This window comes from Microbulbifer sp. 2205BS26-8 (assembly GCF_030731025.1).
GTDB classification, from domain to species: domain Bacteria; phylum Pseudomonadota; class Gammaproteobacteria; order Pseudomonadales; family Cellvibrionaceae; genus Microbulbifer; species Microbulbifer spongiae.
Map to the genome: position 1 here is coordinate 28,315 of NZ_JAVAMR010000030.1, position 15,894 is coordinate 44,208.

The window sequence follows — 15,894 nt, forward strand, 5'->3', positions numbered from 1 at the left end:
GTTTCTATATTCGGCCACGACGCGAGCACAAGGTTGCGCTCAACTGGGCGAGGGCGCATAACTATTTCCAAACTGTGCTGTTGCCGGTGGCCATGTGATTTCAGATCTGCCGGAAATGCCATTGATGAGTACCAGTTGCAACAGCTTGACTTGAGCGCTGGCCGGACCGGTCGAAAATCCTTTTGAATAGCCACTGTTAAAAATAGCGCTGAAAGCCCGGACAGCGCCATGTACAATCGGCGGCTTGAGGATTTGGCCGGCAAAGATAAGAGATACCGAGTTAAAGAATACATGCGTCTGAAGTGCATCAAGCTCGCGGGCTTCAAGTCCTTTGTAGACCCCACCACCGTTTTTTTTCCTACAAACCTCAGCTCAGTGGTTGGTCCCAACGGCTGTGGCAAATCCAATGTCATTGATGCGGTGCGCTGGGTGATGGGCGAATCGTCCGCGAAGAACCTGCGCGGTGATTCCATGACCGATGTCATTTTCAATGGCTCCAGCGGGCGTAAGCCTGTTGGCCAGGCCTCAATCGAGCTGGTTTTCGATAATTCCCAGGGCAAGCTTCCCGGTGCTTACGCTGCCTTTTCCGAGGTTTCCGTCAAGCGCAAAGTCACTCGCGAAGGGCAGAACAACTATTTCCTCAATGGAGAAAAATGCCGCCGCAGAGACGTGAAGGATTTGTTTCTGGGAACCGGCCTCGGCCCACGCAGCTACGCCATCATTGAGCAGGGCATGATTTCGAAATTGATTGATGCCAAGCCCGAGGAGTTGAGAGTCTATATCGAAGAGGCTGCCGGTATCTCCAAATACAAGGAGCGCCGTCGCGATACTGAAAACCGCATGCGACGTACCTCCGAAAACCTGGAACGCCTCGCGGATATCCGCGACGAACTGGACCGCCAGCTATCACGCCTTGAGCGCCAGTCCGCCGCAGCGGAGAAGTACAGTCGTTTTAAGGGGGAGGAACGCAGTCACAAGGCAAATTTGCAGGCACTGAAATATCGCGGGTTAAATGAACAGGCCACTGACAAGCAGCAGCAGATTGGCGAGTTGGAACTCGCTGTTGAGGCGCTGGTGACCCGACAGGTTGAATGCGACACAGGTATCGAGCAAAAGCGTGTGGGCTATCATGAATTGTCCGACAGCTTCAATGAGGTTCAGGGGCGCTTCTATGCAGTGGGTGCGGATATTGCACGCCTGGAGCAGACTCTCGACCACGCACGCGAACGCGCTACGCGGCTGCAATCTGATCTGGCACAAACCGAGCAGGAATACCTTGAAGCGGAGTCCACTCTGGCGGTGGATCGGGAAAAGGCTGCACAGTTCGAAGAGGAGCTGACGGTTATCGTACCAGACTTGGAGATGGTGCTGGCGGCAGAGGAGGAGTCCGCCGGTGCGCTGCTTGAGATAGAGGAGCGCATGCGCAACTGGCAGAGTGAGTGGGACCAGTTCAACCAGGTCGCTTCGGGCTCGCGCCAGAAAGCGGAAGTGCAACAGTCTCGTATCCAGCACCTGGAAACCTCCGGACAGAGATTGCTGGAGCGAGTGAACAAGCTGGCTGCTGAGCAATCCGGCCTACAGGTTGCCACTGATGAGGGGGAAACCCTGCAGTTGGGTGAGCAGTTGGCCGAGCTGGAAATACAGGTCGAAGAGCACCGCGAGCAAATGGTGCAATGGCGTGCTTGTCTGCAGGAATTACGTGCTCGCGAGGGCGATCTGGCCACGGAGTTGGACCAGTTGCGGTTGCAATTGCAAACCGGACGGGGCCGCCAGGCTTCTTTGGAGGCCCTGCAGCAGGCGGCACTCGGGCAGGGGGAAGCGGTGCAGAGTTGGCTCCAGCGGCAGGCCCTGGCTGACAGCCCGCGTTTGGCCGGACAAATACAGGCAGACACAGGCTGGGAAACTGCGGTTGAGACGGTGTTGGGAGAACAGCTGCAGGCGGTGTGCGTCGAGCGTTTGGAAAGCCTTACCGAAGGGCTTGCGCAGTTGCAAAACGGCCAGGCGGTATTTATTGATCACAGTGCCCTGGCTGCCCCGGTTCGGGGCCATTTGCCACCCCTGGCGGACGTGGTTCGGGGACCGGCCTCCCTGGCAGGCCTGCTTGCGGGTATCTATACTGCCGACAATTTGACCGAGGCGATGACACTGCGCTCGGGCCTGCAAAATCAGGAGTCCATTGTGACCCGCGATGGGCTCTGGTTGGGACCCAACTGGCTGCGTGTGCGCCGCGCCAGCGATGCTGAGTCCGGTGTGCTGGCGCGCAAGCAGGAACTGGAGGTGTTGGCTCAGGAGCTTGCGCAGTGTGAGGAGCGAATCGGTGCGCTCAGCGGGCATCGCGAGTCCCTGCGTGAGCAGGTCGCCGAACTCGATGGTCAGATCGAGCAGGCGCGCAGCGATTCCGAGCAATTCGGCCGTCTCGAAGCAGAACTGCGCAGCCAACTGTCTGCCCGTCGCGCTCGCGCCGAGCAGGTGAGTGAACGCCACAGCCGCATTGAGCAGGAATTGATCGAGGTGCGCGAGCAGCAGAACCTGGAAGCGGAATCCCTTTCCGAGGCGCGCCTGTTGTTGCAAGAAGCGGTTGAGGCCATGAGTGATGATACAGATCGTCGCGAAAGGTTAATGGAACGTCGTGAAGCATTGCGCGAAGCTTTGGATACTGCACGCCAGCGTGCACGCGAAGGCAAGGACCGCGCCCATGAGTTGGCCATGCGCGAGCAGTCCGTGCGTACACAGGTGGTGTCTCTGGAGCGCACCCTGCAGGTCATCAATGAGCAGTTGGCGCGGCTGCGTAGCCGCCGCACGCAATTGCAGGAACAGATGGCCGAGACGCACGATCCGTCCCGGGACATTCAGGGAGCGCTGGAAGAGAAATTAGGTGCGCGCCTTGCAGCGGAAGCCGAGCTGGCCGAAGCGCGTGGCAAACTCGAGGCGGTGGAGGCCGACTTGCGCGAGCAGGAGCAGGAACGCCACAAAGTGGAGGCGGCCCTGCAGGAGGTACGGGCCCAACTGGAACAGGCGCGCCTCTCTGCCCAGACCCTGGAGGTGCAGCGCAGCGGGCTGGCGGAACAGCTGCGAGAGAGCGATCACGATGTGGATCTGCTGATCGCACAAATGCCAGGGGATTTGACCATCGCCCAGATACAGGAAGATTTGGAACTGGTGGCTGCGCGCATCTCGCGCCTGGGGCCCATTAACCTGGCAGCCATTGATGAATACAAGCAGGAGTCGGAGCGCAAGCACTATCTGGATCGCCAATATGGTGATCTGACAGAAGCGCTGGAGACTTTGGACAATGCAATCAAGAAAATCGACAAAGAGACGAAAACCCGCTTTAAGGAAACCTTTGATCAGGTCAATGCAGGCCTGCAGGAACTTTTCCCCAAGGTGTTTGGCGGCGGCAATGCTTATTTGGAACTGACCGAGGATGATTTGCTGGATACCGGTATTGCGATCATGGCGCGCCCGCCCGGCAAGCGCAACAGTACTATTCACCTCCTTTCCGGTGGGGAAAAGGCGCTGACTGCGATCGCAATGGTTTTCTCCATCTTCCGCTTGAATCCCGCACCTTTCTGTATGCTGGATGAGGTGGATGCTCCACTCGATGACGCTAATGTTGGTCGATACGCACGAATGGTTAAAGAAATGTCAGAGCACGTTCAGTTCATCTATATTACCCACAACAAGCTCGCCATGGAAATGGCGAATCAGCTGCTGGGTGTGACTATGCACGAACCGGGAGTGTCGCGCCTTGTATCGGTGAATGTGGAAGAAGCAGCCGAGCTGGCTTCCGCATAGGGCGCAGAAATGAGAGGCACTTAAATGAACAACTGGCTGGTTACAATCTTAATAGTCGTGGTGCTTGTGGCAGTACTCGATGGAGTGCGCCGCGCAATTGTGCGGCAGCGTGCTGCAGTGAAGGTTTCCCGGAAGTTATCCAGGGCAATGCAATTTGAGGTAGATGGTGATGCCGATCCGGTGTCCGGAACCCGGCTGAGCACGGAGGGCGGTGACGACGTTTCAGCAGGCACCTATGACAAAGTGAAACCGAGACAGGTAACCAGTGAGCTGCCCGGACAGGTCCGCGTGGTCCAGCGCCGGGCACTGGAGGATGCGCTGCATGTAAACCGCCAGGTACAGGAAAGTTTTATCTCCTCGCGCAGGCCCCTGGCAGGCAGTACGCCACCGCGTAATCTGCAGGAACAGGGCATGCTGGATTTTGAGGAGCAGGTACCCACATTGATGGAATCCATAGTGGATGGGCAGCGCTTCGAGCCGGAGTTGAATGAGTTCGAAAGCCTGGAGGTGCTCGGCACTGAATCACATCCGTCGGCCCCGCCAGAGGAGGATAATCCTCGCCAGGAGGTGCTTGACGACCAGTATTCCCAGACGCTTTCCCGCGACACGGGACAGTCCCAGGAAAAATCTCCGGTGCGCGATGAAGTGCTGGTGATCAATGTTATGGCGCCAGAGGGGGATTGTTTCGAAGGCAATGACCTGCTGCGCGTGATGCTGGCCGCGGGAATGCGCTTCGGGGAAATGAATATATTTCACTACCATGAGGGTGGCGGTGCCGATGGCTCGGTGATTTTCAGCCTCGCCAATATTGTGGTGCCGGGTGTGTTTGATCTCACTCAGATGGAAGAGTTTACCACACCCGGCGTCAGCCTTTTCCTGGCGCTGCCGGTTGAGGGGGAGGCCATTAAGGCGTTTGATCAGTTGCTGTCCACCGCTTACAAAATTGCCGAGTTGCTCGGTGGCGAACTCAAGGATGAAAACCGCAGTGTTTTTACCGCACAGACTGCCGGACACTATCGCCAGCGTGTGGTGGAATACCAGCGCTGCCGGGCCCTGGCGTTGGCACAAAGCTGATTGTGCAGATGTGGGATTTAGGCCATTTTTGTTAGGCGACAATGGCGCCAAGCCATGGCTCCATCCAATTCTGCCAGGAGTTTGGTCGCGGACCGGAACCGCGGTTACGCGTAGAGTCCAGTTTTCTTAATAATAAACCCGTTTTCACTCGACTGAATTGATGAGTAATCGAATTATTCCCCGCGTTGCGCGCGCCCGGGTTCAGGCACTGCGAGAAATCCTCCAACAGGCCAACTATCAGTACTATGTGCTGGATGATCCGGATCTGCCGGATGTGGAGTATGACCGCCGATTGCGTGAATTGCAGGATATCGAACGGGAATACCCGGAACTGCAAACCTCCGACTCGCCCACTCAGCGTGTCGGTGCCGAGCCGCTAGCCTCTTTTGCCCAAGTGCACCACGAGGTGCAGATGCTATCGCTGGAGAATGCCTTTAGCGATGAAGAGCTATTGGAGTTCGACCGTCGCGTGAGTGAGCGCCTGAACAGCACAGGGCCAATCGAATATGCCTGCGAACCTAAACTGGATGGCATTGCGATCAGCCTGCTGTATCGCGATGGGGTTCTCAAGCGTGCGGCTACCCGTGGCGATGGCACAACTGGAGAAGATATTACCCAGAATGTACGCACTGTGGGTTCGGTGCCCCTGCGTCTGCGGCAGGATACAGGCATAGCGAAATATCCCCGCGTGCTGGAGGTGCGCGGTGAGATTTATATGCCGAAAGCGGGGTTTGCCGAATTGAACCGCAAGGCCGCAATCACCGGCGAAAAACTGTTCGTCAATCCCCGCAACGCAGCCGCCGGCAGTCTGCGCCAGTTGGACTCCCGTATCACTGCACAGAGACCCCTGGAGATCTGTGCCTATGGCACCGGCCTTGTGGAAGGCGTATCCCTGCCGGAAGAGCACATGGAAACCCTGCAACTGCTTGGGCAATGGGGTTTTCGTCTCAACAGGGAAATGCGTGTGGTCACTGGTATCCGCGCCTGTATCGACTATTACAATGCGCTCGGGGAAAAGCGCGATACGCTGCCCTACGATATCGACGGTATTGTTTTTAAAGTCAACAGCATTTCTCTGCAAAAGCGTCTGGGTTTTGTCGCGCGGGCACCGCGCTGGGCCGTGGCCTACAAATTCCCCGCGGAAGAGGAAATGACCGAGCTTTTGGATGTGGAGTTCCAGGTGGGGCGCACCGGCGCAGTAACCCCGGTGGCCAGACTCAGGCCGGTGTTTGTTGGCGGCGTGACAGTGTCCAATGCAACCTTGCACAACCGTGATGAAATCCAGCGCCTTGGAGTCAGGATCGGTGATACGGTGGTGATTCGGCGCGCCGGCGATGTGATCCCCCAAGTGGTCTCGGTGGTGGAAAGTAAGCGCCCACGCAATGCCCGTCCCATAGTATTTCCGACCCACTGTCCGGTCTGCGGCTCGCCGGTGGAGTCGGCACCAGGAGAGGCGGTGGCCCGTTGCAGTGGCGGTCTGATTTGCAGTGCCCAGCGCAAGCAGGCGATCAAACATTTCGCTTCGCGCAAGGCGATGGACATCGACGGTCTGGGAGACAAGCTGGTGGAGCAGTTGGTGGATGAAGGGCTTCTGCACTCGGTTTCCGGCCTTTATCACTTGAATCTAGAGCAGGTGGCAGGGCTTGAGCGCATGGGGCAAAAGTCTGCACAGAACCTGCTCAATGCGCTGGAACACAGTAAAGAGACCTCCCTGGCGAAGTTCCTTTATGCACTCGGCATCCGCGAGGTGGGAGAGGCGACAGCGCGGAACCTGGCCCGGCATTTTGGTGACCTGGAAGCATTGATGCACGCGGACGATGAGGCCTTGCAGGAAGTGGAGGATGTGGGCCCGGTCGTTGCTCACTTCGTTGCAGAGTTTTTTCAACAGCCCCACGCTCTGGAGGAAATAGAGGCCTTGCGCCAGGCAGGCGTGCACTGGCGGGCGGAGGAGCGCGGAGGGGAAGAACAGCCTTTATCCGGGCAGACCTGGGTGCTGACCGGCAAGCTGGAAACCCTGTCCCGCAGTGAAGCCAAGGATTATCTGCAACACCTTGGTGCGAAGGTGGCCGGTAGCGTCTCCGCCAAAACCGATAGTGTCGTAGCCGGACCGGGTGCAGGGTCGAAACTGAACAGGGCGCGTGAGCTGGATATTCCGGTGATGGATGAAGAGGCGTTGTTGGAAATGCTGCGCCAGCGCGGGTTTGATCTTTAGTGGAATTCCCCTGGCAGGGTGGATCGGGGTTGTGGTGACGTTTTCAGGGTTGCGCAATCAGCTTTGTTTTTCAGCCAATCTCTCTGCAGCCGTGATGTTTGCTGCTGGTGTTATGGCTTTCTGTCCACTGCGCCGTTAAAGTTGGGGCTCTCAACCTATATTGCCCTGGATACCTGATGTCCGGTGGCGCTGCGGTAAGGAATGGAACGAATGTTTCAGGGCGATCAGGAATCCATAGTCTACGGTTGTATCAAGGACAGTAACAGTCTTACCGGCGGCAGTGACCGCCGGCGAGTCAATCGTGAGGCAGTCCTCGCCTTGCCTGGCGCGGATGAATGGCCCTTTCTCTGCCGCGATATGTTTGCCATTCCTACTATTAAAGTGAAACAGTCTCAGTACCAGACCGATGTCATTCACTTTGGCGCTTCTTACCGCGCAGTGGAGTATGAGTGGAACCTGTGGATCCAGAAGTTTGAAGAGCTACTCAATAATATGTATTGGGTATCGGCTACTGTGCATCTGGAAACCGAGCTTTCCGGTGTGCACTCCTTCAGTTGGGAGGCCGCTGACCTCTACCATGTGCCCGGCAGTGGTGATATGCGGGTGCGCTGCGAATGGACCCAGGAGGGGCGGGTGAGTATCTGAGGCGACCGCTGCGCCGGAGTGGTTGAAAAATGGAGGTTCCGCTTCACTGACGTTGGCTTTTGCGGCAACGACATTCACGGAGAACCTCTTTCAGAACAGCGTTGATCTGCTAAAGTGCCCATGTCGCCGGATGCCGTTGTACGGCCACCATGGCTTGCCAAGTGGAATTAAAAAATGGCGCCAGCCCGCGCCTGATCAGGAAGGATGGAACATGACCAGAGCCAATTCCCTACTCTTTGCCAGCGCCTTGATGCTGTCTGCATTGTCGTACGCAGAGGAACAGGGCACCAAAAACGATATGGTCAGCAAGGCGCCGGAGGGTGCCAGGCTCTATATCATTTCACCCAAGGATGGTGAAAAGGTTTCCCAGACTTTTACCGTGCGGTTTGGTTTGTCCGGTATGGGTGTGGCACCTGCGGGTGTGAATCTTGAAAATACCGGGCATCACCACTTGCTGATTGATGTGGATACTCTGCCGGATTTGAGCAAACCGTTACCGGCGAGCAAGAATATTATTCACTATGGGGGTGGCCAGACCGAAACCGAAATTACCCTGCCGCCTGGCAAACATACACTGCAACTGGTACTGGGCAACTATCTGCATATTCCCCACCAAAATCCGGTAATGTCCAAGAAGATTACGGTCGAAGTGGAATAGTTTCCTCGGCGCCAATAGCAATCCTTGACCGGTGCGTATTACGCACCCTGTGAGAGGGAAATGGGCGAAAAATTTCGAACCGAAAAAGACAGCCTCGGTGAGGTGCAGGTACCACGGGAGGCATTGTACGGGGCCCAGACCCAGCGTGCGGTAGAAAATTTTCCCGTCAGTGGCCATCGCCTGCCGGCTGAGTTTATTCACGCCCTGGTGTTGATCAAGAAGTCGGCGGCAGAGGCCAACAGAGACCTGGGCCTGCTGAGCCAGGCCCAGGCAGCGGCCATTATCGGCGCCTGTAACCGCCTCGGTGATCCTGAATATCTCAGTCACTTCCCGGTTGATATTTACCAGACCGGCTCCGGGACCAGCTCGAATATGAATGCCAATGAGGTGATTGCGCACCTCGCTGGAGACGGCAGTGGTCTGTCCATCAGTCCCAATGACCACGTCAATATGAGCCAGAGCAGTAATGACGTCATTCCCACCGCGATTCACGTCTCGTCGCTGCTGGCCGTGCGGGATAAGTTACTGCCCGCTCTGCGGCATTTGCATACCCGTCTGCGCGACAAGGCTGTCGAGGTGCAGAATGTGGTGAAAACCGGTCGCACCCACCTGATGGATGCGGTACCGATGACCATGGCCCAAGAAGTGGATGCCTGGGCGGCGCAGATAGAAGCCTGCCGCGAGCGCATCCGCATCACCATGCCGCGCCTTGCGCAACTGGCCCAGGGGGGCACGGCGATCGGTACCGGGCTCAATGCTCCGCCGGATTTTTCCGAACTGTTCGCGCAAAAATTGAGTGCGCACACTTCCCAGCAGTTCCGTCCGGCGGACAATCTGTTTGCTGCAATCTCGTGCCAGGATACGGCGGTGGAACTGTCTGGACAGCTCAAGGTACTGGCGGTGGCAATAATGAAGATTGCCAACGATTTGCGCTGGATGAACAGTGGCCCATTGGCGGGCATTGCAGAAATTGAGTTGACGGCGTTGCAGCCTGGCAGCAGCATCATGCCGGGCAAGGTGAATCCGGTAGTTGCCGAATCCACAGGCATGGTGGCGGCACGGGTGATGGGTAATGACACCACCATCACCGTGGCAGGGCAAAGCGGTAACTTCCAATTGAATGTGATGCTGCCGCTAGTGGCCAGCACCCTGCTGGAAAGTATCAACCTCCTGGCCAATGCCACCCTGCTGTTGGCAGATCGCGCCATCGCAAGCTTTACCGTGAACCGGGTGCACATTGAGAACACAGTTGGGCGCAACCCGATTTTAGTAACGGCGCTGAACCCGGTAATCGGTTACCTGAAAGCCGCCGAGATTGCCAAGGCGGCCTACAGCAGCGGCAGGCCAGTATTGGATGTTGCCCTGGAAATGACCACACTGGATCGGGAGACCCTGCAGGATCTGTTGGATCCCAACCATCTGGCCAAAGGCGGATTGGTGGGGCAATAGCTGATCCCGCACACTGGGGTACCCCCTTGCGCTTCAAGCGAAAAAAGCGATTCCCAGCATCAATAGGGAGATAATCACCGTCAGGCACATCAGCCATTGGAACAGGCGTTTCAGGGTAACCTGATCCTCGGGTTCCAGCATTCTTCTGGGCATTCGCTCCTCCTGCGTCGTTGACAGGAACCTGCCAATCCTTCACGATTCGACGCCGCACCGGTACCTAACACCGACAATACAATGGTAGTGCCACAGAAAGTGGTAATCTCTCCTTTTTTCAAAATCACTATATTCAAGTCATCATGGCCAATAAAAGTCGCCGCTCTTTTATCATCAGTGTTCTCGCCTGTGTCGCATTTGTCGCCGCGGCGGTTATTAGTTGGGACCTGCCCGTAAAGCATGTTGTGTACTATCTGGCCTTTATACTGGTAGTCCTGTTTGTCATCATTTTAGTGGCGATGGGCTTCGGGGCCTTGCTCAGTTGGTTGCGCAGGCGAAAGTAGATCGATGGCATCAGCAAAGGAGGAACTCCGCATACCCATTGCTTATTTGGAGCGTTTGCTGGAAGAGGCAACACGCCACGGCTGTGACCGCAGTGAGCTGCTGGCTTCAGTGGATATTGGCGAGTCGGAGTTACATGGTGTCGCGGCCTTTTCGGCCATCAAATACGGGCGTTTGTACCAGCGTGTCATGTGGCTGGTGCAGAACGAGTGGTTTGGCATGCTCAGTGGGGGGCGGGTGCGCTCCGGTTCTTTTCGCCTGTTGTGCCTGGCCGTGGTGAACTGTGTCACCTTGCGCCAGGCGATTGCGCTCTGTGCCGAATTTATGGAGATTTGCCGTGGCTTTAAGGTGAAACCGGCCTTGGAATCCGGAGATTCTGGGCGCGGGCGTGTTGAGATTCGCGGTATCAGCTCACTGGGAGAAGGTGAGTTCGAGCAGTTACTCGCATCCACCAGCCCCAGCGTGATTCGCACCACCCTGGCTGTTTGGCATCGCTTCTATTGCTGGCTGGCCGGGCGCGAGATACCCCTGGCGCGTTTGTATTTTTCTTTTCCCTGCCCCGAAGAGTTCCGCAGTCTGGCCCAGAGCGAGGCGGAAGAACTGCTTTTCGACCAGCCGTTTAACGCCCTTGAGTACGACGCCCGCTATCTCGAATACCCGGTGGTGCAGAGTCCGCAAACAGTAGAGGATTTTATCCGTACGGCTCCTTATCATCTGGTGATCAGTGACGGCAGTGCTAACAGTATCAAGACCAAGGTAAAGACCATCCTGAACCGGGATGTGAGCGAGTCCATGCCCGCGGCAGAGGCGGTGGCGGAGCGGCTCAATATGTCGATAACCACCTTGCGCCGTCGCCTGCAACAGGAGGGCACCTCCTACCAGAAGCTGAAAGATGAGTGCCGTATGGAGGCCGCCTTCCACTATCTGAGTTGTCCGGACCTCTCCAATAGCCAGATTGCGGAAATGCTCGGGTTTGACGAGTCCAGCGCCTTCTTCCGTGCTTTTAAAAAGTGGACAGGCATTACACCGGGAGAATATCGCCGGAGTGGCCGCGCCGCTGCCGGTCGGCACATGTGATCCCATTGGTCACACCTTTTCCAATTCCCGCCTCGATTTGTCACCATTTTGGACGGATTTCGCCATAGAGGGCGCTGCCGGCTTACTACTATTATGAACCAATAGCATAATTTAGTCACAAATATGACTGGCCAGTTTTCACTCGGCCCAGAAAATCATTGAATTGAGGGTATCAGGATGACCGATGTCAAAATGCCACTGCGCGATTTGCGTTTTGTGATGCGCGAGATGCTGGGCTCAGATGCGCACTACGCATCGCTTGGATATGGGGAGGTTACTCCTGATGTTGTCGATGCCATCCTGGAGGAGGGGGCAAAGTTCTGCGAAAACGTGCTGGCGCCACTGAACCAGATCGGCGACCAGCAGGGCTGCACCTGGAGTGATGGTGAAGTCACTACCCCCACGGGTTTTAAAGAGGCCTACCAGCAGTTCGTGGAGGCGGGGTGGCCTGCATTGCCGCATAATCCGGAATACGGTGGCCAGGGTCTGCCACCATCACTGGGGACTGTGCTGAGCGAAATGGTGGGTATCGCCAACTGGTCCTGGGGCATGTACCCGGGCCTTTCCCACGGTGCCATGAACACCCTGGAAGCCCATGGTACCATAGAGCAGAAAAGTACCTACCTGACCAAGCTGGTCGAGGGTAGCTGGACCGGCACCATGTGTCTGACCGAACCACACTGTGGTACCGACCTGGGTATTTTGCGTACCAAAGCTGAGCCCGGTCCCGACGGCGCCTACACAATCACCGGAACCAAGATTTTTATTTCTGCCGGCGAGCACGATATGACCGAAAATATCGTCCATATCGTACTGGCACGCCTGCCGGATGCCCCAGAGGGCACCAAGGGTATTTCACTGTTTATTGTGCCCAAATTCCTGCCCAATTCAGACGGCTCCGTCGGCGAGCGCAACCGTGTGGTTTGCGGTTCCCTCGAACATAAAATGGGTATTCACGGCAACGCCACTGCAGTGTTGAATTTCGATGGGGCCAAGGGATTTCTGATCGGCGAACCGAACAAAGGCCTGAACTACATGTTCACCTTTATGAACACCGCGCGCCTGGGTACTGCCCTGCAGGGACTGGCACATGCTGAAATCGGTTTTCAGAAATCTCTTGCCTATGCCCGGGAGCGCTTGCAGATGCGCTCCCTGTCCGGCACCAAAAACCCGCAAGGTCCGGCTGACCCAATTATCGTGCACCCGGATGTTCGCCGCATGTTACTGACCCAAAAGGCCTTTGCCGAAGGCAGCCGGATGCTGGTCGTTCACTGTGCCCAGTTGGTGGATATCACTTACCGGGGGAGTGAGGAAGCAAAAAAAGAGGCAGAGGATCTGCTGGCCCTGCTGACCCCGATCGCCAAAGCGTTTATTACTGAAGTGGGCTTTGAGTCTGCGAACCTGGGCCTGCAATGCTTCGGTGGTCACGGCTATATTACAGAGTGGGGTATGGAACAAAACGTGCGGGACGCGCGTATCTCTACTATCTACGAAGGGACTACCGGTATCCAGGCACTCGATTTGCTGGGCCGCAAGGTGCTGCTGAGCCAGGGCGAGCTGCTGCGCCGGTTTACCAAGAAAATACACAAGTTCTGCCAGGCGGAAATTGACAACGAAGCCCTTGCGCCTTTTGTCACTCAATTGCAGGCGCTGAACAAGCAGTGGGGCGACCTCACCTTGCAGGTGGGGAGTAAAGCCATGGAAAATGCCGATGAGGTCGGTGCGGCCTCAGTGGATTACCTGATGTTCTCCGGTTACACCGTATTGGCGTACCTGTGGGCGCGCGCCGCCCGAGCGGCCAACCTGAAGCTGGCCGAAGGTGCCGATGAGGCTGATTTCTATCGCGCGAAAGTGGCCACAGCACGTTTCTACTTCGAGCGCATTCTGCCCCGCACAACCAGCCATGCCACCGCCATGCAGAGTGGTGCGGCTTCCCTGATGGAGTTGGACGCAGCACATTTTGCGTTCTAACCCCCTAAACAATAGAAACCGCCGGTGATTCACCGGCGGTTTTCTTAGCAGTGCTGAAATGGCTAATATCAGGGGGATTCCAATGCAACTGCCGGACTCAGTGCAGACGCGTCTGCGACACCTGGCTTGTTTGCACCCACTTGCTCGGGTACAGTTTCGGCTGCCGGATGCCTGTGATTTCTACGTGTATATAGCGGGGACGCCGGACAATTTCGAAGTGGTATCCGAATTTGGACAGGCAGGCGCACCGGCACTGGTATTGGAAATGGCGAACCAAACGCTCAGCGCCATACTGGACGGCCATTTAAACGCGCGGCATGCTTTTTTGCTGGGAGATGTCCGATACTTCGGGGACCGGGAGTTGGCGGCTGCACTGGCAAGTTTATTTCCCGCACAGAGTGGAGACCTGTTAGTAGAGGCATAGATGCCCCGCTATGCGCTATTTTGCAGAATATGACAAACAATAAATAAATTGTCGCTGGCACCCTGGTTGGTTTCCCCTATAAAGTCTGAGGAATTGGGTGGCGACAACAACAATCCGGAATGGGAGAAAAGAGTTGGACATTGATCGCAGCATACTCGATGTATTCAAGGGCGCTTGCGCCAAATATAGTGACCGACCAGCTTTCTCCTGTTTGGGACACACTCTGACAGTGGGTGAAATCGATACCCTGAGCGCCAGATTTGCCTCCTATTTGCAACATCATACCCAGTTGAAGCCCGGTGATCGTATTGCCGTTCAACTGCCCAATGTTCTGCAGTACCCGGTGGTTGTCTTCGGTGCCTTGCGTGCGGGCCTTGTGGTGGTCAACACCAACCCGCTCTATACCCATCGCGAACTGAAACACCAACTGAACGATTCAGGTGCAAAGGCGTTAATTGTGCTCGCCAATATAGCTGATACCGCCGCTGAGGTCGTTGCGGAAACCAGTGTTGAAACAGTGATTGTCAGTGAAATTGCGGATCTTCACAGCCCATTTATGCGCACCTTGATCAACAGCGTGGCCAAGTACATCAAAAAAATGGTGCCTGAATTTTTCTTTGCCCGGCAGGTGCGTTTTCGTGAAGCCATGGCCCTGGGTGCCAGGAAGCCCCAGCGGGATGTGGAAAGAGCGCCGGAAGATATCGCCGTGTTGCAGTACACCGGCGGGACCACCGGCGTTGCCAAAGGTGCAATGTTGACCAACCGGAACCTGGTTGCGAATATGGAACAGGTGCGCGAAGCTTTTGGCGATAGTATGAAAGAGGGGGAAGAATACTATATCGCCCCATTGCCGCTCTATCATATTTACGCTTTCACCATCCACTGTATGTGCCTCTTAGCCTCGGGCAACCACTCGCTGTTGATTCCAAATCCACGGGATATTCCGGCTTTTGTGAAAGCCCTGAAAGGCCAGCGCTTTACCGGTTTTGTGGGTTTGAATACCCTGTTCAATGGCCTGATGCGCAACAAGGCGTTTTCTGAGCTGGATTTTAGCAAGCTGCGTACCACGGCTTCCGGCGGTATGGCCCTGACTCGCGATACAGCCAAGCGCTGGGAGGAAATGACGGGCTGTATTGTCATGGAGGGCTACGGTATGACTGAGACTTCCCCGGTTGTCTCCTTCAATCCGATCGGTGGCGTTCAGCTTGGCACCGTGGGTATTCCGGTACCAGGTACTGAAGTCAAGGTTGTTGATGAGGATAACAACGACCTGCCCAACAATTCTCCCGGTGAACTCTGCGTGCGCGGTCCCCAGGTGATGAAAGGATACTGGCAGCGCCCGGAGGCCACCGCCGAAGTGCTCGACAGCGAGGGCTGGTTGAATACCGGGGATATGGCGGTTATTCAGGATGATGGGTATATCAAAATTGTGGACCGCAAAAAGGATATGATTATCGTATCCGGTTTCAATGTTTATCCCAATGAGGTTGAGGATGTGGTCAGTACACATCCCAAAGTGGCCGAAGCTGCGGCCATTGGTATTCCCGACGAAAAGAGCGGCGAGCATGTCAAACTGTTTGTGGTCAAGGCCGGTCAGCCTCTCACCGAGAAAGAGGTTGTGGACTTTTGTCGGGAGAATCTGACCGCTTACAAGGTACCAAAGCAGGTGGAGTTTCGCGATGATTTGCCGAAAACCAATGTCGGCAAGATTCTGCGTCGGGAATTGCGCGAAGAGGAATTAAACAAGCGTGAGACGGTCAGTGCCTGATGGGTTGCCCATTTCAAGTGTGTCCAAAATAAGACAAAGACGTGTAAATGCCCCATAAGCGTTCAACATACTGAGCCAATACAATTTGCTTACAGGGACGATTTTAACCCCCCCCCATGCTTGTTGTACCCAACAGGCATGGAAATCCGGCGGTATTTGATTGATTGGTAATTACTCTGGCTGGTGAAATAGCCCGCACCCGATATGAACGAATTCAGCCTTTTGTAACAGCGTACAAATGATAGCTTTCTGTGCGGGCAACCGGTTTGCCCTTCACCCGCATCCCGCTTTTGGCGCTGATTCTACAGAAGCTATCAAAGAATTTC

The 15,894-nt window shown here is 55.9% G+C and carries 11 protein-coding genes; all 11 read left to right on the plus strand.

The window, feature by feature from the left end; all coding sequences use genetic code 11:
- Nucleotides 1-291: 291 nt before the first annotated feature.
- The 11 genes from smc (at nucleotide 292) to Q5Y71_RS11320 (ending at nucleotide 15,568) form a co-directional block, all read left to right on the plus strand.
- Complete coding sequence (gene smc / locus Q5Y71_RS11270; RefSeq protein WP_306042254.1) at nucleotides 292-3,795, plus strand: chromosome segregation protein SMC; 3,504 nt, start codon at nucleotides 292-294, stop codon at nucleotides 3,793-3,795.
- A gap of 24 nt (nucleotides 3,796-3,819) precedes the next feature.
- Nucleotides 3,820-4,869 carry a cell division protein ZipA gene (gene zipA, locus Q5Y71_RS11275; protein WP_306042255.1) on the plus strand — a complete coding sequence of 350 codons (1,050 nt, stop codon included), beginning with the start codon at nucleotides 3,820-3,822 and terminating at the stop codon, nucleotides 4,867-4,869.
- A 160-nt stretch (nucleotides 4,870-5,029) separates the two neighbouring features.
- Nucleotides 5,030-7,081 (plus strand): NAD-dependent DNA ligase LigA, encoded by a 2,052-nt coding sequence (ligA, locus tag Q5Y71_RS11280; RefSeq protein ID WP_306042256.1) that lies wholly within the window; start codon nucleotides 5,030-5,032, stop codon nucleotides 7,079-7,081.
- Nucleotides 7,082-7,291: 210 nt separating this feature from the next.
- On the plus strand, nucleotides 7,292-7,726 hold the full coding sequence (locus Q5Y71_RS11285; RefSeq protein WP_306042257.1) for a hypothetical protein: 435 nt from the start codon (nucleotides 7,292-7,294) through the stop codon (nucleotides 7,724-7,726).
- 211 nt (nucleotides 7,727-7,937) lie between these two features.
- The gene (locus tag Q5Y71_RS11290) at nucleotides 7,938-8,384 is read left to right on the plus strand and encodes a DUF4399 domain-containing protein (protein ID WP_301417818.1); all 447 of its coding nucleotides are present in this window, start codon (nucleotides 7,938-7,940) and stop codon (nucleotides 8,382-8,384) included.
- A gap of 60 nt (nucleotides 8,385-8,444) precedes the next feature.
- Nucleotides 8,445-9,833: an aspartate ammonia-lyase gene (locus Q5Y71_RS11295; protein ID WP_306042258.1), complete on the plus strand. Its 1,389-nt coding sequence runs from the start codon at nucleotides 8,445-8,447 to the stop codon at nucleotides 9,831-9,833.
- A gap of 296 nt (nucleotides 9,834-10,129) precedes the next feature.
- Nucleotides 10,130-10,330 carry a hypothetical protein gene (locus tag Q5Y71_RS11300; protein WP_301417822.1) on the plus strand — a complete coding sequence of 67 codons (201 nt, stop codon included), beginning with the start codon at nucleotides 10,130-10,132 and terminating at the stop codon, nucleotides 10,328-10,330.
- Between the two features lie 4 nt (nucleotides 10,331-10,334).
- Nucleotides 10,335-11,405 carry an AraC family transcriptional regulator gene (locus Q5Y71_RS11305; RefSeq protein ID WP_306042259.1) on the plus strand — a complete coding sequence of 357 codons (1,071 nt, stop codon included), beginning with the start codon at nucleotides 10,335-10,337 and terminating at the stop codon, nucleotides 11,403-11,405.
- A gap of 177 nt (nucleotides 11,406-11,582) precedes the next feature.
- Nucleotides 11,583-13,376, plus strand: coding sequence for an acyl-CoA dehydrogenase C-terminal domain-containing protein (locus Q5Y71_RS11310; protein ID WP_306042260.1), 1,794 nt, complete (start codon nucleotides 11,583-11,585; stop codon nucleotides 13,374-13,376).
- 58 nt (nucleotides 13,377-13,434) lie between these two features.
- Nucleotides 13,435-13,800 carry an SCP2 sterol-binding domain-containing protein gene (locus Q5Y71_RS11315; RefSeq protein ID WP_306042261.1) on the plus strand — a complete coding sequence of 122 codons (366 nt, stop codon included), beginning with the start codon at nucleotides 13,435-13,437 and terminating at the stop codon, nucleotides 13,798-13,800.
- 133 nt (nucleotides 13,801-13,933) lie between these two features.
- Entirely contained in the window at nucleotides 13,934-15,568 is a 1,635-nt protein-coding gene (locus Q5Y71_RS11320; protein ID WP_301417829.1) for an AMP-binding protein, read from the plus strand.
- Nucleotides 15,569-15,894: the final 326 nt, after the last annotated feature.